This window comes from Luteolibacter flavescens (genome assembly GCF_025950085.1).
GTDB lineage: Bacteria > Verrucomicrobiota > Verrucomicrobiia > Verrucomicrobiales > Akkermansiaceae > Haloferula > Haloferula flavescens.
The window spans coordinates 521727-542518 of record NZ_JAPDDS010000001.1; the positions used below are offsets into that span (position 1 = coordinate 521727).

Consider the following 20792-nt stretch of genomic DNA (forward strand, 5'->3'; position numbering starts at 1 on the left):
GATCCGGCCGCCCTCACTTCCCGCCATTCCCCTGCTTCCGGGCTCCCAGTTTCGGCCCCTCGTCCGGGGGCATCGAGGCGTGCCACTCGACGGCAGCCTTTGAAAGTCGGGCGACTATCTCGGGCTTTTCCACCGCGATGTTCTTCGATTCCGCCGGGTCCGTAGCGAGGTCGAAGAGCCGCCCCTGCGAGCCGTCGTACTCGCAGAGCAGCTTCCAATTCCCCTCACGCACGGCGAGGTCCGGCTGGCGGCGTCCCTGCGGGCCCGTCACCTTGCGATCCGGCGGACGACGCCAGAAAATGGACGCCTTCCGCGAGGCATCCGATTTCCCGAGCAGCGTCGCGGAAAGGTCCTCACCGTCGAAAGCCACGCCCTCCGGAGCCGGAGCACCGGCGATCTTCACCAACGAGGGAGCGAGATCGAAGGCGGCGAAAACCGAGCGGTCGTTGATCCCTCCGGCCTTGCCCTCTTCCATCAGCCCGGGGGCCCAGACGACGAGGGGCGAGCGGATGCCGCCCTCCCATAGCGTGCCCTTTGCCCCGCGAAAGGAACCCGCAGAGCCCGCCCCCGGCTCGGGACCATTGTCGGAGCAGACGAGCACGATGGTATTATCCCGGATCTCCGGCGTGGCGCGGAGATGGTCGAAGAGCTTGCCGAGCTGGCGGTCCATGTTTTCCAGCACCGCGAGATACTGCGCCCGCTTGCCCTGCTTCCACGATTCGACCGGCGGCCAGAAGGGAGAGTGGACGTCGTCCGGCCAGAGATTGATGAAGAACGGCTTCTTCTCTTTCGCCGCGGCGTCGATGAAGGGGATCGCGGCATCGACGAAGCTGCCCGTGATTTTCGAGCGCAGCGTCCACGTGACCGGTCCGCCGAGGCGCTCCGCATCCTGCCAGATCTTGCCCGGCTCCTTGTCGCCGGGCTTCAGCGTCAGCGGCAGCAGCTTCGGCCCCATGCCTTCGAAGTTGGTGAGGCTCCGGTCGAATCCGTAGGAGGTGATCGCGGGCGCATTGTCCACGTCGCGCTGGCCACCGAGATGCCACTTGCCGAAGTGCCCGGTGGCGTAGCCCTTCTCCTTCAGGATGCGGGCCAGCACCGGGGCCTTCGGGTCGAGCCACTGTGCCATGCCGCGGCGCTCGTTGGCCGCCCGGTTTTCGAGGAAAGAGGTGATCTTCCACCGCTGAGGATATTGCCCCGTGGTCAAGGCACAGCGCGATGGCGAGCAGATCGACGAGTTTACGTAGAACTGCCGGAATTGCATCCCCTCTTTCGCCAGGCGGTCGATGTTCGGCGTGGATGCCTCCTTGTTGCCGAAGCACGAGAAGTCGCCCCAGCCCAGGTCATCGACGAGGACGACGACGATATTCGGCGATGGCTTGGCCGCGGCGAAACCGGCGAGCAGGACGAGGGAAATCAGGGAACGCAGGAGCATGGCAGGCGGGTAGAGCGATGGATCACCCTTACCATTTTGCAGCGGCTTGTCGTGTTCCGGATTTCTTCCGCTCGCCCCGCTCCGCGTCATTATGCAGCCGGCCCCCGCGGCCAGCGGACGCGGGGGCCATTTGGATTCACTTCGCAGCAGCGGCCTTGCCAGCGTTGTAGCTGTTGATGAGGCAGCGGTAGTTCGGCAGGTGATTCGAGAACAAGGTGCCGAGGCCTTCGACATCATTCCGCCAGTCGCGGTGCAACTCGCAGGCCACGCCGAACCAAGTCATCAACTGCGCACCTGCGGCCTCCATGCGGGACCATGCCGCCTGACGGGTCGTTTGATTGAAAGTGCCCGATGCATCGGCGACCACGAAGACCTCGTAGCCCTCCTCCAGCGCGGACAGCGCGGGGAAAGCGACACAGACCTCGGTGACGATGCCGGCGATGAGCAGTTGTTTCTTTCCCGTGGCCTTCACGGCATTCACGAAGTCCTCGTTGTCCCAGGCATTGATGTTTCCCGGGCGCGCGATGTAGGGAGCATCGGGAAACTGGGCCTTGAGTTCCGGCACGAGCGGGCCGTTCGGGCCGTCCTCGAAGCTGGTGGTCAGGATGGTCGGGAGCTTGAAGTATTCGGCGATGTCGCCCAGCGCGAGGACGTTGTTCTTGAAGTCATCCGGCGAGAAGTCCTGCACCAGGTTGGTCAGGCCGGTCTGGTGATCGACGAGGAGCACTGCGACGTCGTTCTTGTCCAGGCGGCGGTATTGGAAGTTGCTCATGGTAGTAGTTGTTGTTGGGTTGGCTGCCCGTCGTGGGCTCACGGCATCGGCAGCTTCTTCCTTGATATCACTCCGACTCATTTCGTGGAAATGCCATCGGGACATGCTGAGCATGCACACGCTACCGGGGCCTTCGCATTGTTGAGAAATTGCTGTAACCTTCCACAACTTGCCGACGAATAGCCTCTGACAAACACGCTCCATGAAATCCCTGGTCATGCCTTTTTCCGGGAAGGCGGCATTGCTCGCCCTCCTCATTGCTCCCCTTTCCTCACTCGCGGACGAAGGGAAGGATGTGCCAGCGCTTCAGGTGAGGGTCACCGGGGGAACGATCGAGGGGAGCACCGGCACCGACGCCTCGGTGCGGGCTTTCAAGGGCATTCCTTTCGCGAAGCCTCCGGTGGGCGAGCTGCGCTGGAAGGCACCGCAACCAGCCGAGGCGTGGGACGGAGTGAAGAAGGCCACGACGTATGCACCGGGGCCGATCCAGGAGAGCGTGCTGAACCTGATGCTGGGCGCGCCGACGGATTTCTCCGAGGACTGCCTCTATCTGAATGTCTGGACGCCCGCGAAATCTGCGGGCGAGCGCCTGCCGGTGATGTATTGGATTCACGGCGGTGCCTTCGCGATGGGCTCCACCTCCACCCCGATCTACGATGGCAGCCAGCTCACGAAAAGGGGCGTGGTGGTCGTCTCCGTGGGATACCGGCTCGGAGCATTCGGCTTCCTCGCGCATCCGGAGCTGACGAAGGAGGGCGGCAAGGGAAACTTCGGGCTGCTCGATCAGATCGCGGGGCTGAAATGGGTGCGGGAGAACATCGCCGCATTCGGAGGTGATCCCGGCTGCGTGACCATTTTCGGCGAGTCGGCTGGCTCGGTATCGGTCGGCCTGCTGGCGACCTCGCCAAAGGCAAAGGACCTCTTCCACCGGGTGATCGCCCAGAGCGGCTCATCGTTCTCCCCGCCGAAAACGGCGAACGAAGCAGGCCACTTCGTCCCGACTCTCCAGCTCGCCGAAGTCGAGGGCGTGAAGTTTTTGGAGAAGCTCGGCGCGAAGGACATCGCCGCAGCACGCGCGCTCCCCGCGAAAAAAGTCCTGAAGGGCGGCTTTGCCCCCATGCCGTGCATTGATGCCGATGTCGTGCCGATGGACTCACACACGGCTTTTCTCCGTGGCGAATTCAATGACACGCCCGTGATGACGGGCAGCAATTCCGACGATGGCGGGATGTTTGCGCTCGCGACCACGCCGGGGAGATTCCGCGAGACGGCCGCCACCTTCGGCGAGCACGCGGACAAGATCCTCGCTGCCTACCCGCACGCGAAATGGAGCGAGTCATCGCGCGCCGGAAAGGATGCCATCCGTGACATCTGCTTCGCGTGGCCCGCGTGGACCTGGGCACGGCTCCAATCTGCCCACGGGAAAAACAAGGCATTCCTCTACTACTACGATCATCGTAATTCGCCGGACAAGGGTGCCGACCACGGGGCGGAGATCGCCTACATCTTCGGGAATGTCGCCCGCTCAAAGCCCGCGGACCGGGCGATGAGCGACCTCGTGAGCAGCTACTGGGTGAACTTCGCGAAGACCGGCGACCCCAATGGCCCGGGCTTGCCGGAGTGGACCGCCTTCACGGGCAAGAGCGGCAAGGCGATGGATCTCGATGCCCAGCCGGGGATGCACCCGGTGCCGAACCTGGAACAGCTCAAGGTCTGGGACGCATACTACGAGTCGTGCCGCGAGAAGGCGCAGGCTCCGTAAAAGGAAAATGCCGCAGCAAGCTCCGAGATCCGGAACCGCTGCGGCATTTTTTCAAAGCAAAGCCGGTCAGGACGCCTCGCGTGCAATGTGGCGGGCGACCAGCGCCGCACCCACTGCCTGCGAAAGCTCGCCAAGCGTCGCAGGGACGATGCGCAGCGTGGTGCGCTGGGTCGGCCAGAGATACTTCAGCGCGGTCTCGCGGATGCCACCGAGGTAGCGCTCGCGGAATTCCACCGTGGTCGCATCCGGGTCGATGAGTCCTCCGCCGACAACAAAGCAACCGGGGTCCACCGCCATGGAAAGCTCGGCCACCAGCAGGCCCATCGCCTTTGCCTGGAGGTCGAAAAGCTCGAGCGCCAGAGCGTCGCCATCCTGGGCGAGGCCGCGCAGCTTCAGCACGCGCTCCTTCTTCCCGAGCGACGGATCCGCCAGCACGTGACCCGGGTAGCGAGGCAAGGCGCGCTCCAGCAGGCCCGGCAGACCGGCGAGGCTGGTATACATCTCGTAGCATCCCCAGTCGCGACCGCAGCCGCAGGTCAGCGCGTCCACACCCAGCAGATGCAGCGGCGCGGCGAGGTGGCCCGCCTCCATGCCGGCCAAAGTATCGCCATCCAGCGGCAGGCCGGAGGCATCGACATAGGCACCACCCAGACCGGAGCCGGGAGCCAGCATCACCACACTGCACTCATCTGTGCCGCGGGCACGATGCGCCTCGGCGACACCGCCGAGATTCCCGTCATTGCCCAGCGCCAGCGGCAGTATGCGGCCGGACTCGCGCTCCAGGGCGACGCGGAGATCGTGCTCCACGTTCCAGCCGTCGAATTCGGCAGGGAGATTCGGCGAGGTATCCAGCACACCGTAGCTGCGGCGCGGGCCGGGGACGGCGAGGCCGACACCCTCCACCTGCGACCACTCCAGCCCGTGCTGGGCGAGGAATTCGTTGATCGCGCCGATCCATGCCGCGATCACCGCCGCCGGGCCTCCTTCCGAGGAGGTGGGGCGCTGGAGCAGCTCGCTGGGGAAGATGGAGCCGTCGCTTTGCACCGCGGCGATCTTGGAGGTGGTGGCACCGCTATCGATGCCGATGAAAATTGGGTCGCTCATGGGTAGTTAGATCGCGGCGAAGCTACGGAGCGGCCTTCCGGCAAACAAGCCCGCCGCTGAGGAATCTTGGCATCACGGCAAAACCCAGCCCCCGTTTGCCGGTTTTCCCCGGAACTCCACCACCCGGCCGGGGCCATCGTTTCCCGTGATGCCCCTGTTCCAAAAAGGCGATTGGGCGGATGCCGGGGAATCGTGGATAGTGCCGACGTCAACCCGCCGCCATGGAACTCTATCAACTGCGCACCTTCCTCACGATCGCCGAAGAGGGAAACCTGACCCGCGCCGCGGAAAAGCTCTTCACCAGCCAGCCTGCCGTGAGCGCGCAGGTCAAGCAACTGGAGGAAGAACTGGGCGTGAAGCTCTTCGAGCGCAGCGCCCGCGGCATGGCGCTGACCCGGGAAGGCAAGATGCTACAGGAGAAGGCGCGGCGCATCGTGGAGGCGGCACGCGATTTCAAACACAGCGCCGAGAGCCTGCGGGAAACGGTCTCGGGCGAGCTTGTCTTCGGCCTGAACAACCGGCCGGAGGTGCTGAAGATCGTGGAAGTGCTCGGAGCCCTCACATCCGAACATCCCGAGCTGAACTACGATCTGGTCAATGGCAGCAGCGGGACGATCCTGGAAGGCATCGACGACGGTTCGATCTCCATCGGATTCTTCGAGGGCGTGTGCGAGTTCCCGCGGATCGAGTCGCATGTCCTGGAGCCCATCGAGCTCTGCATCGCCGCTCCTGCGGCTTGGGCGCGCGAGCTTTCCTCGCCGGATTGGAAGGTGCTGGAAACCAAGCCGTGGATCTTCGTGTCTCGGGCGTGCTCGTATTTCCGGGCGATCGAGTCAATCTGCAGCGACCAGGGGCTAAAGCTCCAGCAGCGCTTCCGCGTGGATGAATGCCTAACGGTGCTGAATCTGGTGGCGGAAGGCCTCGGCCTCACCCTGGCGGCCCGCAATCACATCGAGGCACCGGAGTTCCAAGGACGCATCATCGCCCTGCCCCATTTCCAGACCACGGTGAATCTCTCCATCGGCTACCTGCGGGAAAATGCCGACCGCCCCGCCGTCGCTGCGGCGCGTGATGTCGTCCTCGGATTGTGGAAAAACGATCTGGCGGCGCGGGATAGCTCAGTCACCCGAGGCCGGGGTATCCGCGCAGCGCGACCGAAGGGCCGCAGCCATCGCTGACCGAAAGACTGGTCCCGTTTCGCCCGGGAGAACCGTGCCCGGTTCCCCCGCCCTCAACCCTTCAATCATTCATTTCTCATGAAGATCTCCCTGAAAAACCGGGCGGTCGTGTCGCTCGATCTTTCCACCGGCGATCGGCTCAGGCTTGCCACGGATGCCGGCACCGCTTGGGTGACCATGGAAGGCCGTGCCGATGACTTGGCACTGACCGCCTCGCAGGCACTCGCTTTCTCAGGCCCTGGTCGTCTCGTCATCGAGGCGATTGATGGCGGGATGACCATCCACGCAACCAGGACGACCCATCGTCCAGTCACGGAAGGGACGACCGCGGCCCTCCCCCACACCCGCCAGGATCTGGCGAGGCGGTGAGGGATATCATGGATCGTAATTACATCCGCTCCGGGCAGCGGATGCCGAGCAGGCCGAGACCCGTGCTGAGCACGCGGCTGGTCAGCTCGCAGAGCGCGAGGCGGCTGGAGCGGACGGGCTCATCCGCCTTGAGCACCGGGCAGGCCTCGAAAAAGGAGTGGAAGGCACGGGCCAGCTCCAGGAGGTAATTCGTTAGCAGGTTCGGACGATGGTCGTCGAGCACCTGCGGCAACACTTCGCCGAAGCGGGCGAGGAGACGCGAGAGGTGGACTTCCGCGTCCTCCGCCAGATGAAGCTCCACGCCCGTCGCCTCGAAGGGGCCATCGAGCTTGCGGAAGATCGAGCGGATGCGCACATGGCTGTATTGGAGATACGGTGCGGTGTCGCCTTGAAGCGCAAGCATCCGATCCCAAGCGAACACGTAGTCGGTCAGGCGGTTCTGCGAGAGCTCGGCGAACTTCACCGCGCCGATACCGACGATCTCGGCGACCTCCTTTGCCTCGTCTGCCGGCAGGTCCGGGTTCTTCTCCGCGATGGCCGCGGCGGCGCGCTCGACCGCTTCGCCGAGCACTTCGATGAGGCCGACGTTTTCGCCGGAGCGCGTCCGCATCAGCTTGCGGTCCTCGCCGAGAATAGAGCCGAAGGCGATGTGGCGGAATTCCCCCTTCTTCCCCCAGCGGTGGGCGGCGTCGAAGATCTGGCGGAAATGGAGCTGCTGCGGGACGCCGACGACATACCAGATCTCGTCCGCTTTCCACTCGTCCACACGGTATTCCAGCGTGGCGAGGTCGGTGGTGGCATAGAGGAATCCGCCGTCGCCCTTGCGGATGATCGAGGGATTGTCCGTCCAGCCTTCCTCGCGGTGGATCTTGAAGGGGTCCTGCTCCGGAGCCTTGGTCTCGTCGGAGAAAATGCAGACAGCTCCCTCGCTGACGCGTGCGAGGCCCTTTTCCAGGAACTCCTCGACGAGACTCGGGAGGCGGTCATTGAAATAGCTCTCGCCCAGCCAGTGGTCGAAGTGGACGTCGAGGCGGTCGTAGATCTTCTGCAGGCCGGCCTTCGAGACATCGATGCAGCGCTGCCAGATGGCGAGGTTCTCGGCGTCCCCGGCCTGGAGCTTCACCAGCTCGGCCTTGCAGGTATCCAGCACTCCCGGCTGTTCCTTCGTGGCATTCACCTCGCGATAGACCCGCAGCAGCTCGGCGATGGGATCTGCGGCGAGCGCATCTTCGTTCAGAAGCGTCTTCCAGCCGTGGAGGATCATGCCGAATTGCGTGCCCCAGTCGCCGATGTGGTTGTCGGTGATGACCTTGAAGCCGAGGAATCGGGAAATGCGGGCCAGCGAGTCGCCGATGATGGTCGAGCGGATGTGACCGACGTGCATGGGCTTCGCGACGTTCGGCGCGGAGAAATCCACGACTACCGTCTTGCCCGCGCCGATGTCCGGCACGCCGAGACGGGTGTCGGCAAGCTGGGCCTGCGCGCGTGCGGCGAACGTCGCCGGGCTGATCTTGAAATTGATGAAGCCGGGTCCGGCAATGTCCGCCGTGCCGAGGTCGCCGAGATCAATGGCGTCGATCACCTGCTGGGCCAGCGCGCGCGGGTTCGTCTTGCGCTGCTTGGCCTGTGCCATGGCGGCATTGCTCTGGTAGTCGCCGAAGCGCAGGTCGGCAGCGGCCACCACGGGCGCATCGACGGATTCACCGAGCACCTGCTGGAAGGCGGCGGACAGGCGGGATTCGAGGTCCTGGATCAGGGTCATGGGAAAGAGATGTGGGATTCACCGCCAAGACGCCCGGGACGCCAAGTGCAGAGTGAGCCGGGGTGCGGGATGCATACGAAAGAGTCGGGACGAGCGGAAACGGGGCCCGGGCAGGGTCCGCCGGATCAAATCCGCGGCGAGACCGGGAAAAATCCCCGATTCAAGGAGGAAGAGCGGGCGCAGTAGAGGCAGCAGCCAAGGGGCCACGCAGACCGGATCACGCCAAGCCTGCGGCCTTTGGCGGCTTGCCAGCGAAGATATCGAGGATCTCCTGATGGCAGCCTGCCTCGCCAAGTCGTCGTCGGATCTCGGCATTCGTGAACATCTTCGCGATCGCGGCGAGGGTCTGGAGATGGAGGTGGTAGTCCTTCTTCGGCACCAAAAAGAGGATCACGAAGTGGACCGGCTTGCCATCCAGCGCCTCGAAATCGATGCCCGACTTCGAACGGCCGAAGATGGTGATCACCTTGTCCAGCTTGTCCGAGAAGGCATGGGGGATGGCAACGCCATGGCCGACTCCGGTGCTGACCTGCTCCTCGCGGATCTTCAGGGCGGCGAGGACTTCCTCGCGCATCTCGGCAGGGAGCGCACCACAGGAGACCAAACGGTCGATCAACTCCACGATGGCGGGCCAATGCTCCCCGGAATTCATCTCAAGGATGATGCGTTCGGGATTGAGCAGATTGGCCAACTTCATGCGTTTTCGATTCTTGGTAAGGTGGTTTGCTCGCCGGAGGGGGCGTCGGAGGTAACGAGGCGGCTAAGGATTTGCAAGCGGATTTCGGGCCGGGTTCCTGCGTTCCGCGTGCGGGATTGGCGCTTGCGGAGCCCGCCATGCCCTCCCTAGCCTCCCCGCTCATGAGGTGGATCTCGCGCGGACTGATGGTCGTAGGAACGATGGTACTCTGCCAATGCGCAGGATCGATGGGGGCCGGCAACATGGGCGGGCCCACGGTCGAGGAACGCAAGGCGGCCATCGCCAGCGAGCCCAGCGGGGACTTTTTCTACGGTCGCCGCTACTATATCGAGAAGACCCGCTTCTGGGGATATGTGAAGCGTCCCCGCCAATCCTGGGACAAGGCGAAGCTGGCGATCATCCGCGAGGACAAGAAGCGCCAGCCTGACCGCCTGCCTGAAAACGGCCCGCAGGGTGCCCGCTACGGCTACGACCACAATTTCGAGTATCGCCTGAACGGCTACTTCACCGGCAAGGAAGCCTACGACCCGAACAGCAACCAATTCCTCCCGGAATTCATGCTGACGGGCTATGAGGTGGTGAACCGGAATCCAGGCTGGCTCTTCCGCCCGGACGACAAGTATGATCCCTACCGGATCACGGTTTATCCCAGATAAAGCCCCCTCCCCATGAAGAAGCCCCCCCGCGACGGACTCGGTCATCAGACAGTGAATTCCAGCGGGGGGAAGTATCGTTCGGGGTCCTCGCCCCGGGCGCAGGATGGGCTCGGCTTTCAGTCTCCCGGCCGAAGGAATAGCCGGGAGACTGGATTGGGCTCTGCGCCAAGGATCGGCCACGTCCACCGCTCGGTGAAGAACCGGCGGGAGCGCGTGAAGGTCCGATATGTGACTGCGGCGATGATGTGCCTTTGCGGTGGCGCTTTCCTGCTCTTCGGAGCCGGAGTGGCGGCGGCCATCCTGTGGTGGAACGGGGATCTGGGCGGCAGCGGTCGGCAAGAAAAGTCGGCCCACGTCGCGAACAGCATTCCGGAGCATGGCAGTGTTTCCACGACATCAGTTGAATCCGACGAGCTGGTGAAGATCGTCACGGACTTCCTGGCAGCACGCACGACGCAGGATCTGGCACCCCTCGTGCGGGGAAGCAGCCTCCGCCCGGAAGAGATCGCGGCCCGCCTGGCAACGCTGGAAGCCGATGACGGGAAAGTAAGCAGGGTCAGCTACATGCGGCCGATCGACAGCCGCGCGGCCCGGCTTGAGAGCGTGATCGTCACCTTCGAGGGCGGAGGGAATCGCATCGCCCTGCTTGCTCCCGATGCGGACGGACACTGGCGCGTGGATTTCGACGCCTTCGTCCGGCACGTCCATCCGTCGTGGGACAAGATTCTCGCCGGGACTGCCGGGGAATCCACAGTGCGTGTGAAGGTCGTCCCGGACAGCTACTACAATGGCATCTACCGCGACGACAAGGCATGGGCCTGCTTTGCCCTGCTCTCGCCCGATCAGGGGACCGTGATGCTCGGCTATGTGACGCGGGGAACTCCCCAGTATGAGGCGCTGGCAAGCTCGATGAACCGGGCAGAGAGACGGGCACAAGGCGGAGCCCTGCGCATGACCCTGATGATCCGTCACACCGAGGGTGCCGAGGCGCGGCAATTTGAAATCACCCGCGTGCTCTCCGACGAATGGGCGCTCGGAGACCAACCGCTGGACGACATGCTGGCCAAGCCCGGCATGAAGTAACAGCCAGCACCCGGAATCGCCGCCCTTGGGACGACTGAAGCCGCCATATCATGAACATCCGCAAGCTCGCCGTACCACTCTGCTTTCTGCTGTTTGGCATCGTGGTGATGACGCTGGTTCTGACCGGCACCGTGAAAATCTTCGAGATTCCCACGGGCAGCATGACGCCGACCATCCAGCCGGGCGATCACGTGACGGCGACCCGGATCTTCAATCCCGCCGGCAAGGTCGAGAAGGGGGATCTCGTGATCTTCGACGCGATCAAGGCAAGTGCTCGGCTGAGCGACTCAAAATACGTCCAGAGAGTTACCGCGATCGAAGGAGATACGGTCGATCTGATCGATGGCCGGCTCCACGTGAATGGCCGGCCCTTGCCTGACCGGGATGGCAAGATTCCCGGCGGGGCGCATCCCTTCGCCCGTGACTGGCCGCAGCCCAGCTATCCCCACGTGGTGCCTGCGGGCCGGATTTTCACGCTGGGCGACAATCATGAGAACGCTCTCGACAGCCGCTATTTCGGCTCCTTTCCGGTGGAGGCCGTGACGCATCGTCCCGGCCGGATCATCTTACCGCTTTCCCGAGCCGGAAAGATCGAGTGAGCTTCCCGCCGTCCATGGACGACTTCTTCGACCAGCCTGCCCCGGAAGCCCGCATCCGCCAATTGCGTGCGGAACTTGAGCGCCACAACCGGCTCTACTACACGGATGCCGCGCCAGAGATCTCGGATGCGGAATACGACAAGCTCTTCCGTGAGCTGGAGGGTCTGGAAGCGAAGCACCCCGAATACGACGACGAGAACTCCCCCACCCATCGCGTCGGTGGCGCGCCGCTCGATAGCTTCCAGCAAGTCCGGCACCTCGTGCCGATGCTGAGCATCGACGATGTCTTCGAGCTCAAGCCACCGGATGACGCCCCCGCGGACTTCGTCGCGGAAGCCGAGCTGATCGACTTCTACAAACGGCTGCAAAAGAACCTCAGCCGCGAGCACATCGCCGTCACCGTCGAGCCGAAGATCGACGGCGTGGCAGTCTCGCTCGTCTATCGCGATGGCAAGCTCGCCTATGCCGCCACCCGCGGCGACGGCACCACCGGCGACGACATTACGAACAACGTGCGGACGATTCTTTCCGTCCCGCTGGAACTGAAGGTCCCTTCGCCCAAGGGGCTGGATGTTGACTTGGACCACCTCCTCTTCTACGATCCACCCAATGGCAGCAGCGGCTCAAGCACAGTTATTGGCGGAACGCTTGAAGACAGCCCGGCGGAAAGCCTCGGCCGCAAGCTCGCGTATGACCTCGAGCCAGATGATGGAGCAGATCTTTCGGAACGGCTCCGACGTGAAGCCGAATCCATTCTTGAATGGGGAACTGAAGCTGGACGCCTCATCGACCCCGGCAAACTCCTCGCCCTCGTAGGCGATTGGAAGAAGCTAGGGGGCCAATCCGAGCATACTGTCTTCGCCGTCGAATCGTCGAAGCGGGTCATCAAGTTCACCCTTCCCCCAAACTTCGGGGCCCAAGGGGCAGAAATGTATTTGAAGAACATCAGTTCCTCAAACCGGTTGTTCGTCGATGACATCCGTTTCCATGGTGTCCTGCAAACCCACAAAGGGCCCGCATTTGTCATTTCTCAGCCTTTCGTAAAAGGTGACGAGCCGACGTTAGAGGAAGTAGCCACATGGTTTGAATCCAATGGTTACCATTCTGTAGGACACAACCGTTGGCTGAATAAGGTCACGGGCACCGAGATCGCCGATGCCCACACTGGAAACCTTATCAAGACGGCCGACGGGGAGCTTGTTCCCATCGACCTCCAGGTGCTCACCGAAGGCGAAGGCGGGCTCATGAGCCTTGTTCTCTCATTGCCTCAATCCATCCCTTCCCTGCTTGAAGTCCGCGGCGAGATCTTCATGCCGAATGAAGCCTTTGCGGCAATGAATACGGAGCGCGACGAGGCGGGTCTGCCGACCTTCGTCAATCCGCGCAATGCGACCGCCGGCACGCTGAAGCAGCTCGATCCGAAGATGGTGGCGAATCGCCCGCTGGCCTTCCTCGCTCACGGGCTGGGCGCATATGAGGGCCCGGAACTGCCGACCGAGCACGACTTCCACGCGCTTCTGGATGCGACCGGCATCCCGCGCAACCGTCCTGTCTTCATCGCGGAGTCCCTGGATGAGTTGTTAGACGCTGTTCGGTTGATCGACCGCGAGCGGCACCACCTCGGCTATGGCACGGATGGCGCCGTGGTGAAGGTGCTTGCCCGTGCCGAACGCGAGCGACTGGGCTACACCTCGCGCGCACCGCGTTGGGCAGCCGCTTACAAGTTCCTGCCCGAGCAGAAGGAGACGCTGCTCAAGGACATCACTGTCCAAGTCGGGCGCACCGGAGTCCTTACGCCCGTGGCGGAGCTCGAGCCGGTCTTCGTTTCCGGCACCACGGTATCGCGGGCCACGCTGCACAATGAGGAGGAGATCCAGCGCAAGGACATCCGACTCGGCGACATCGTGATCATCGAGAAGGCAGGCGAGATCATCCCAGCGGTCGTGCGTGTCGTGATGGAGAAACGCTCCGCCGGTTCCAAGCAGTTCTCCTTGTTAGAACACATCAGCGGCCAGTGCCCTTCGTGCGGTGGACCGGTTTCCAAGGAAGAAGGCTTCGTGGCATGGCGCTGCACGAACTTCGAGTGTCCCGCCCAAGCGGTGTCGAAGATCCGCCAGTTCTCCTCCAGAAAGGCGCTCGACATCGAGGCCGTCGGCGGGACCGTGGCCGAGGCACTGGTGAACCGCGGCCTGTGCCGCACGCCACTCGATCTCTTCACCCTCACGGCTGATAACCTTCCGTCGCTCAATCTGGGAACCGACGAGGCTGCTCGCCGCTTCGGCGAGAAGAATGCCACGAAGGTGATGGAAGCCCTGCAAGCCGCGCGCGAGAAGCCGCTGGATCGCTGGCTCTTCGCCATGGGCATCCGCCAGGTGGGCGAATCCGCGGCGAAGGAGTTGGCAAGACTTCACGAATCGCTCCACGGCTTGGCCCATATCCAAGATGGCGAGGTGGTGTGCTCCTCCATCTTGGAAACCATCCAAGCCATCACCCGCAAGGAGGCGGAAGCAAAACTCATTTCTCCGCGCAACAAGGAGAACCCGCCAGCCGATGCCGAGGACAAGAAGTCGCGGGAAAGCGCTTATAAGGCACTCAAGGCGGAGATCGACGAACTCAAGAAGCAGAACGCCGGATATGCGGTATCAGCCGATGTCGGGCAGGTCGTTGCGGAGTCTGTCCTCGCCTTCTTCGGCTCCGAGGGTGGCAAGCACGTGCTGGAACGACTGGCAGACCTCGACATCAATCCGAAGTCCGAGAACTACCTGCCGAAGCTGGCAGAAGCCGACCTTTCCGAACTTCCCCTCGCTGGCAAGACCTTCGTCATCACCGGCACGCTCTCGAAGGATCGCGATGAGATGAAGCGTTTCCTCGAGTCCAAGGGAGCAAAGGTCTCCGGCTCCATCTCCGCGAAGACCGACTACTTACTCGCCGGTGACGGCGGAGGCTCGAAGCGCGATAAGGCGGACAAGCTGAAGGTGACGGTGATTGATGAAGCTCAGTTGAACGAGCTCCTTCAATCATGATCACGGCTTCCGGCGTTTCCCGCGGAAGCGCACGCCTTCCAGCGTGAGCTTGCCCACCAGGGCACCGTCGAAATCCCGGCTGCTGACTTGGAGCGAGGCATCCACCCCGAGGACTGATCGATTCAGAACCTCAACCCGGTCCGACGCCTCCACACCTGCAAGATACGGAGGGGACAGATCGGTGAAGCGCACCGTCACTACGTTCGGATAACGGCGCGCGTTGTAATTCCCGATGAAGGCGATCTCCAGCGAGATCCGGTCGGGGCCAATCACTTCGACAATCTGGCCCCGTACACGATCCATCAGAGTCCCATGATCACCTCGCAGCCCGGCAGCTTTTCCTTCAGCGCCTGCACTCCGGCGGCATCCACCTTGGTTTGCCAGAGGTAGAGCTTCTTGAGGTTCTTCAACTCGGCGAGCTTGAGGATACCATCGTTCGTCACCTGGGTGCCGTAGAGATTGAGCGACTCGAGCTTCGGGAGCTTCGCCAATTCGTCGAGAGCAGCGTCGGTGATGGCGGTCTCGGACAGGCGCAGCGTCTTCAGCTCGGCGGCTTCTGCGAGCAGCTTGGTGCCGGTGTCCGTCACGGTGCTGGACGAGAGATCGATCGAGACCATCGCCGGGATGACAGGCTGGAGTTTTGCGAGGTCATCGTCGCCGAATTCCTTCCGCATGCTGACGGCGGTGAAGACCAGCCCGCTGGACGCCTGTGACTCGAAATTGAGCGCGGCGGGGAACTCCTTGCGGAGACGCTCAACATCGGCAGCCACCGAATCGCGCTTCTCGGCTTCCTGCTTCTCCTCGGCCGCGGCGGTGGCCTTCTTCTCGGCCAGATCCTCGGCAGGCACGAGCTTGGTGATCGCAGCCTTGATCTCGTCGGTGGGCTTCAGGTCGGAGAGCTTCGCTTCCGGCGAGGCACCGCTGTCGATCCACCACTTGATGAGGAGCACCTCGTGATCGACCAAGTGGATGTCTTTCTTTTCCGGCGGCGGCATGTGCTCTTCATCGTCCGACGGCAATTCGATGCGAACGACGACATTGCTGTCGGCAGAGTTACCGGGGACGATGCCTTCGCCTTCCGACCCGCCCTTGAGCAGCAGGTCATACTCCTCCATGCGATACTTGCCGCGCACCTTTTGCTCGGCGCTGTGGCAGCTATAGCACTTCTGCTCGAAGATGGGGACGATGAGATTCGTGTAAACCACCGGGTCCGTAGATACCGGGGCTGGGGCCGCAGGAGTGCCAGCGGGAGCTTCGCCGGTGCCGGTGGCTGCCAGATCGGTGGCTGCTGGGGTGGGCTTGGGCTTCTCCTTTTTCTCAACCTTTTCCGGCAGACCCATCGCCTTGCGGATCGGATTCGGAGCAAAGGCGGTCAGGTAATCCTCGCCATGGGTGAGCGAGCCGCCGTCATGACTGGCGATGCCCATGACCCCGGTGCTGCCGATGAGCAGGGTCCAATAGATCCAGGTCCCCTTCCCCGCGTGGAAATCGACCCACACCTTCACGATGAATGCCGCGACCATGCCGCAGGCGAAGATGATACCGCCATAGAGGTGACGCTCGGCGAGTTCGTCGCGGTAGTTCCCCGTGCCGTAGTAAAGCAGGAGCCCGAGAATGGTAGCCACTACCGAGGACGCGGCGGCGAAGAACATCGCCATGCGGGTGGAATACCCGGCGCGATTCCGCGGGATGAAGTGGCCGATTTCCAGCACGAGCACGAGCAGCAGCATGCCGATCGGCAGGTGCAGGAAGACGGGATGGAAGCGTCCGAGGAATTTCGTGATGTCCGGGAGACCTTCTTCGGTAGGAGCGCCGGCCACGAACGGCACGGACGCGAGGGCGGCAATCACCAACAACCCGCACAGGGTCAGGAAGATGGGGCCAGTGGAGGAACGTCTCGGAGTCTCGGAATCGGTCATGGGCGGGTGCTCTACGGCGTGGAGAGACCGGCTATTGCGCAGAAATTCGGACAATTTCAAACATCAACCACAGGTCCGGGCGATTTAGCTGCTTGCTTGGATTTCTTTCCAAGGAAGGGAACGAATCTGGTCAAATCTATTCCCAAGACTCCCATCGATTTCACGAAAATCAGCAAGGCCGTGGCCTCGTCAATGATCGGCACCGGATCAAGCGGCCCGACCATCGGCCCCCAGATCAGCAGATACAGCCCCGAGAACAGGGCAAATATGAAAGCGAAGAACTTTTTCACGACGGGATATTACGCGAATATCCCGGCATTTCTAGCGACGTTAGCATCGCAGCAGACAAGGCAGATCACTCCTTCGCCTTCGCATTGCTCTCCCATCGGTCGGCCTTGATCAGCACTGACTTGGAGCCGCTGCCATTCAGCCACTTCTTGGCCGCTGGATCGCCCTTCAATTCGGCATCCCAGAATGCCGTGGTGAGGGCAAGAATCGCCCGGTGATAGCGCGTCGGTTTCGCCAGTGCGCCAGCCTTTGGCCGCTGGCCGAAATCCATGTGGGTCGCCTGGTCGAACACCACCTGCCATGCCGGGGCTTGCTTGAGGTATGGGAAGACCAGCAAGCGGCTCTCCGGCGTGGTGTTCCCGATCGGACTGTCGTCGTGCGTGCCGGTCATGAGCAGGCATGGGATTTTGACATTGGCGAATGCCCGCGCCGGGTCGCCCGCTGCCGGGGGGCTCGGGCTCATCATCACGGCGGCGTCGATCCTCGGCTCCGCGAGGGAAAGCCGCGGCCGTGCCCCCTGCCCTGCCAGAGCCTGCGTGGTGTGCGCGCCAAAGGAATGACCGGACATACCGATGTGCTCCAGATCGAGCTTGCCGGAGAGAGCATGGCCTTTCTCGCCATTCCAGCGGGTGAGCGCATCGATTACTGCCGGAACATCCTTCGCGCGATCGAGGTAGTTTTCGAGCGATGCCGCACGCTTCAAGGTGCTACGCCGCTCCACCGCTGCGGCCTCTTTCCACACCGCTTCATCACTGCCGGGATGCTGGATGAAGACGGCCACATAGCCGCGCTTCGCCCAGTGATTCCCGAGATAGGGACTATTGTCCCGCGAGCCGCCGAGACCGTGGGAGAAGAGCACCACGGGTGCCGGCTTCTTGCTCTCCGGTCCCGGCAAATAAACCCGAATCGGCAGGGTGCGACTGCGCGAGGTGTCTTTCACGTCAAAGGTCTTCGAGACCGGCTCGCCGTCTTTCACCTTCAGCGGATCATATGCTCCGGTTGGCTCCGCATGGACGATCGCGCCCAAAACGACGGCACCAGCCAGCAAGAACGGACGGATCGCTTTCATGTCGGCGAGAACCTCGGGATGCGGGCGAAGTTGCGGCCGCGGACGACTGTCAATTCCACGGCCAAGCAAAATCACTTGCACGATCAACGCCCTCGCTAACTTGGTCGGCCATATCATGACCCTCCCTCCATCCGACGACGACACCCGCATTCACATCCGCGAAGGCTACTACTACCTCATCATCGTGGAGAACGAAGTGGTCACGCACCACACGGCAAATTTCGGGCTGTCCCACGTCGAATTCGTGAAGCGAAGCGTCGGCGAATTGCCGGATGGTGCATGGGTGGGTTCGGCCACGAAGAATGACGGTCGACTCTCCGCAGTGAATTCCTTCACTTTCTACCGGAACCAGCTTCCCGGACCAGAGTCCACGCAGCGAGCAGTCTTCAAGAAGTTCCGGTGATCTGCCGGGCAGGCTTCACACCGAAAGCACCGCGCCTTCTTCCGCGCCTCCGACGAGTGCGGCGTATCGGGCCAGGTATCCTGTTCGTGATTTTGGTTCGGGCCGCTGCCAGTGTTGGCGGCGTTCGTCGAGGACGGCGTCACTCACGAGGAGTTGCAGGGAGCGGTTCGGGATATCGATCTCAATCATGTCTCCGGCTTTCACGAGGGCGATGGGGCCGCCTGCCGCTGCCTCGGGAGCGACGTGGCCGATGGCACCGCCACGCGTCGCGCCGGAAAAGCGACCGTCGGTGATCAGCGCGACACTCTCTGAAAGCCCGCGCCCCACGATCGCGGACGTGGGGGCCAGCATCTCGGGCATGCCGGGGCCGCCCTTCGGGCCTTCGTAGCGGATCACCACCACGTCGCCCGCCTTTACCATTCCCGTGAGGATTCCCGTGGTGGCCTCCTCGCCGGACTCGAAGACCACGGCGGGCCCGGTGAATTTCATCATCGCGGGGCTCACCCCCGCCGACTTCACCACGCATCCGGCGGGCGCGATATTCCCATGCAGCACGGCCAATCCGCCACGGGAAGAATAGGCCCGATCCAAAGAACGGATCACCTCGTCATCCTTCACCGTCGCGGCCGAGATCGTCTCGCCAATCGTGAGCCCGCTGACCGTGAGAGAGTCGCCGTGAAGGATCCCGGGCAGCCCGGCTAGGATCTTGAGAATTGCGAAGATGCCTCCCGCTCGGTCGATGTCCTCCATGTAGTGCTTCCCCGACGGCGCGACCTTGCACAGGTGCGGGACGCGCCCGGCCATCTCATCGAAGTCCCTCACGCCAAGCGGTACTCCGGCTTCCTTGGCAACAGCCAAGGTGTGGAGAATGGTATTCGACGAACCGCCCATCGCCATGTCCAGGGCGATCGCATTCAGGAATGCCTCGCGAGTGAGGATGTCGGAAGGACGCACGTCATCACGGACGAGGCGGACGATGGTGCGGCCCGCCCGCTCGAAAAGGGCATCGCGTGCAGGATCGGTGGCAAGGATTGAGCCATTGCCAGGGAGTGCGATCCCGAGCGCTTCGCAGAGGCAATTCATCGAGTTCGCCGTGAACATGCCGGAGCACGATCCGCATGTCGGGCAGGCATTGCGCTCGATGGCGTCGAGTTGCGTCTCCGTGATCGCATTCGCAGAGAGCTTCCCCACCGCCTCGAAGACGGATGCGAGATCGAGCGAGTCTCCCGTGAGAGGATTCTTCCCGGAGCGCATGGGGCCGCCCGAGACGAAGACTGCCGGGATATTCACCCGCGCTGCGCCCATCATCATGCCGGGCACGATCTTGTCGCAATTCGGGATGCAGACCACGCCATCGAAGCAATGCGCGCGCAGCATGGTCTCGATGCTGTCCGCGATGATCTCGCGGGACGCCAGCGAGTAGCGCATGCCGCCGTGCCCCATGGCGATGCCGTCATCCACGCCGATGCAATTGAACTCGAAGGGCACGCCGCCCGCGGCGCGAATGGCTTCCCGCACCTTCCGCCCGACCACATCGAGGTGGGCATGCCCGGGGATGATTTGAACGAAGGAATTCGCCACGGCGATGAAGGGCTTCCCCCAGTCATCCTCGGACTGGATTGCGCCCGTGGCGCGGAGGAGACTGCGGTGCGGAGCGCGGATGGCGCCCTTCTTAATCGTGTCGCTGATTGCCATGCGACAACGGTCGGCAAATCTGCCGCCATATTGGAATGACTGTATTCGTCGCCTTGTGATACCGTTTCGGTATGGACTGCTCGTTTCGCGAACTGGAGTGCTTTCTGGCCGTGGCGGAGGAATTGTCATTCACCCGTGCGGCGCAGCGGCTGAATCTCGCCCAGCCTCCCCTCTCCCGCCACATCCGGACGCTTGAGGAGAAAATCGGCGCGGACCTCTTCATCCGCGGTCATCGCGGCGTCTCGCTGACGGCAGCGGGCGATCGCTTCTACGAGGACGCCCGGACGATTCCCGGCAGGCTTTCGCGCGCGAGTGAAGCGGCTAGACGCACCGCGGCCGGGGAAATCTCGCGGCTCCGCATCGGCTTCGTCAGCGCGGTGATGAGCGATGGCGTCGTGGCCGTGCTCCGCCGCTTCCGGGCCACCGTGCCGGGCGTGCAAATCCTGCTGCACGATGCGCCGCCGAACGACCAGCTACGAGCCATCGCGGAGGGCAGGCTGGACGGCGGATTCGTGGGAATCGAAGATCCCCGAAACCAGAGCGGAATCGAGGTGATCCCGTGGCACAAGGAAGCGCTCGAATGCTTCGTGCCAGAAGATCATCCGCTGGCATCCCGCGGCAGGATCGCGCTGGATGAACTGGCCGGTGAATCGTTCGTGGCCGTGGCGCACGAGGCCGCCACGTCATTCTCAAATCTCGTCCGGCGTCTTTGCGGTGATGCGGGCTTTCGACCGCGCGTCATCCTGGAGTCGCCACGGGCACAGGCCGTGGCGGTGATGGTCGCCGCGGGATCCGGCATCGCGATCCTCCCCTCGGCACTTGCGAAGGTGGCGGGCAGCGGCGTCCGGGCCATTCCGCTGAAGGGGCGGCCTTCGATCACGCATCACTTTGCAAGGAGGGCGGGGCGAGCGGATGAGAACATGAAGAGATTCGTCGGGGTATTGAGAGGCAAGTGAGAGTGAGGATGTGGGGCGTCCGGGC

At 63.0% G+C, this 20792-nt stretch carries 19 protein-coding genes; 9 read left to right on the forward strand and 10 right to left on the reverse strand.

Features of this window, described 5'->3' with window-relative positions; translation table 11 throughout:
* Positions 1 to 13: 13 nt before the first annotated feature.
* Positions 14 to 1432 carry a sulfatase family protein gene (locus tag OKA04_RS02215; protein WP_264499483.1) on the reverse strand — a complete coding sequence of 473 codons (1419 nt, stop codon included), beginning with the start codon at positions 1430 to 1432 and terminating at the stop codon, positions 14 to 16.
* Between the two features lie 136 nt (positions 1433 to 1568).
* On the reverse strand, positions 1569 to 2204 hold the full coding sequence (ycaC, locus tag OKA04_RS02220) for an isochorismate family cysteine hydrolase YcaC (protein WP_264499484.1): 636 nt from the start codon (positions 2202 to 2204) through the stop codon (positions 1569 to 1571).
* A gap of 202 nt (positions 2205 to 2406) precedes the next feature.
* On the opposite strand from ycaC, the gene OKA04_RS02225 reads away from it, so the two are divergent.
* Complete coding sequence (locus OKA04_RS02225; RefSeq protein WP_264499485.1) at positions 2407 to 3966, forward strand: carboxylesterase/lipase family protein; 1560 nt, start codon at positions 2407 to 2409, stop codon at positions 3964 to 3966.
* Positions 3967 to 4032: 66 nt separating this feature from the next.
* Here OKA04_RS02225 and OKA04_RS02230 read toward each other — a convergent pair whose 3' ends face one another.
* Positions 4033 to 5070: an ROK family protein gene (locus tag OKA04_RS02230; RefSeq protein WP_264499486.1), complete on the reverse strand. Its 1038-nt coding sequence runs from the start codon at positions 5068 to 5070 to the stop codon at positions 4033 to 4035.
* 221 nt (positions 5071 to 5291) lie between these two features.
* On the opposite strand from OKA04_RS02230, the gene OKA04_RS02235 reads away from it, so the two are divergent.
* Entirely contained in the window at positions 5292 to 6248 is a 957-nt protein-coding gene (locus OKA04_RS02235) for a LysR family transcriptional regulator (protein ID WP_264499487.1), read from the forward strand.
* Between the two features lie 78 nt (positions 6249 to 6326).
* On the forward strand, positions 6327 to 6617 hold the full coding sequence (locus tag OKA04_RS02240) for a DUF2917 domain-containing protein (protein WP_264499488.1): 291 nt from the start codon (positions 6327 to 6329) through the stop codon (positions 6615 to 6617).
* Positions 6618 to 6636: 19 nt separating this feature from the next.
* Here OKA04_RS02240 and argS read toward each other — a convergent pair whose 3' ends face one another.
* Both argS and OKA04_RS02250 read right to left on the reverse strand, forming a co-directional pair.
* Entirely contained in the window at positions 6637 to 8379 is a 1743-nt protein-coding gene (argS, locus tag OKA04_RS02245) for an arginine--tRNA ligase (RefSeq protein WP_264499489.1), read from the reverse strand.
* 217 nt (positions 8380 to 8596) lie between these two features.
* On the reverse strand, positions 8597 to 9076 hold the full coding sequence (locus OKA04_RS02250; protein WP_264499490.1) for a PTS sugar transporter subunit IIA: 480 nt from the start codon (positions 9074 to 9076) through the stop codon (positions 8597 to 8599).
* A gap of 161 nt (positions 9077 to 9237) precedes the next feature.
* Between OKA04_RS02250 and OKA04_RS02255 the strand changes: the two genes are divergently transcribed.
* The 4 genes from OKA04_RS02255 (at position 9238) to ligA (ending at position 14437) form a co-directional block, all read left to right on the forward strand.
* Positions 9238 to 9732, forward strand: coding sequence for a hypothetical protein (locus OKA04_RS02255; RefSeq protein WP_264499491.1), 495 nt, complete (start codon positions 9238 to 9240; stop codon positions 9730 to 9732).
* 213 nt (positions 9733 to 9945) lie between these two features.
* Complete coding sequence (locus tag OKA04_RS02260; protein ID WP_264499492.1) at positions 9946 to 10815, forward strand: hypothetical protein; 870 nt, start codon at positions 9946 to 9948, stop codon at positions 10813 to 10815.
* A gap of 50 nt (positions 10816 to 10865) precedes the next feature.
* A complete protein-coding gene (lepB, locus tag OKA04_RS02265; protein WP_264499493.1) occupies positions 10866 to 11414 on the forward strand; it encodes a signal peptidase I in 549 nt (182 codons plus the stop codon).
* Positions 11415 to 11428: 14 nt separating this feature from the next.
* Positions 11429 to 14437: an NAD-dependent DNA ligase LigA gene (gene ligA / locus OKA04_RS02270; RefSeq protein WP_264499494.1), complete on the forward strand. Its 3009-nt coding sequence runs from the start codon at positions 11429 to 11431 to the stop codon at positions 14435 to 14437.
* On the opposite strand, the gene OKA04_RS02275 is transcribed toward ligA, so the two are convergent.
* From OKA04_RS02275 to OKA04_RS02290, 4 genes are all read right to left on the reverse strand, one after another.
* Positions 14438 to 14710, reverse strand: a complete 273-nt coding sequence (locus OKA04_RS02275; protein WP_264499495.1) for a hypothetical protein — start codon at positions 14708 to 14710, stop codon at positions 14438 to 14440.
* A gap of 29 nt (positions 14711 to 14739) precedes the next feature.
* The gene (locus OKA04_RS02280) at positions 14740 to 16356 is read right to left on the reverse strand and encodes a c-type cytochrome domain-containing protein (protein WP_264499496.1); all 1617 of its coding nucleotides are present in this window, start codon (positions 16354 to 16356) and stop codon (positions 14740 to 14742) included.
* A gap of 56 nt (positions 16357 to 16412) precedes the next feature.
* On the reverse strand, positions 16413 to 16646 hold the full coding sequence (locus OKA04_RS02285; protein ID WP_264499497.1) for a hypothetical protein: 234 nt from the start codon (positions 16644 to 16646) through the stop codon (positions 16413 to 16415).
* Between the two features lie 65 nt (positions 16647 to 16711).
* The gene (locus tag OKA04_RS02290; RefSeq protein ID WP_264499498.1) at positions 16712 to 17713 is read right to left on the reverse strand and encodes an alpha/beta hydrolase family protein; all 1002 of its coding nucleotides are present in this window, start codon (positions 17711 to 17713) and stop codon (positions 16712 to 16714) included.
* A gap of 115 nt (positions 17714 to 17828) precedes the next feature.
* Here OKA04_RS02290 and OKA04_RS02295 point away from each other — a divergent pair, with 115 nt between their 5' ends.
* On the forward strand, positions 17829 to 18116 hold the full coding sequence (locus tag OKA04_RS02295) for a hypothetical protein (protein WP_264499499.1): 288 nt from the start codon (positions 17829 to 17831) through the stop codon (positions 18114 to 18116).
* A gap of 15 nt (positions 18117 to 18131) precedes the next feature.
* Here the strand turns inward: OKA04_RS02295 and ilvD are convergent, their stop codons facing one another.
* Positions 18132 to 19811, reverse strand: a complete 1680-nt coding sequence (gene ilvD, locus OKA04_RS02300) for a dihydroxy-acid dehydratase (RefSeq protein ID WP_264499500.1) — start codon at positions 19809 to 19811, stop codon at positions 18132 to 18134.
* A 71-nt stretch (positions 19812 to 19882) separates the two neighbouring features.
* Between ilvD and OKA04_RS02305 the strand changes: the two genes are divergently transcribed.
* Positions 19883 to 20767 (forward strand): LysR substrate-binding domain-containing protein, encoded by an 885-nt coding sequence (locus tag OKA04_RS02305; RefSeq protein WP_264499501.1) that lies wholly within the window; start codon positions 19883 to 19885, stop codon positions 20765 to 20767.
* Positions 20768 to 20792: the final 25 nt, after the last annotated feature.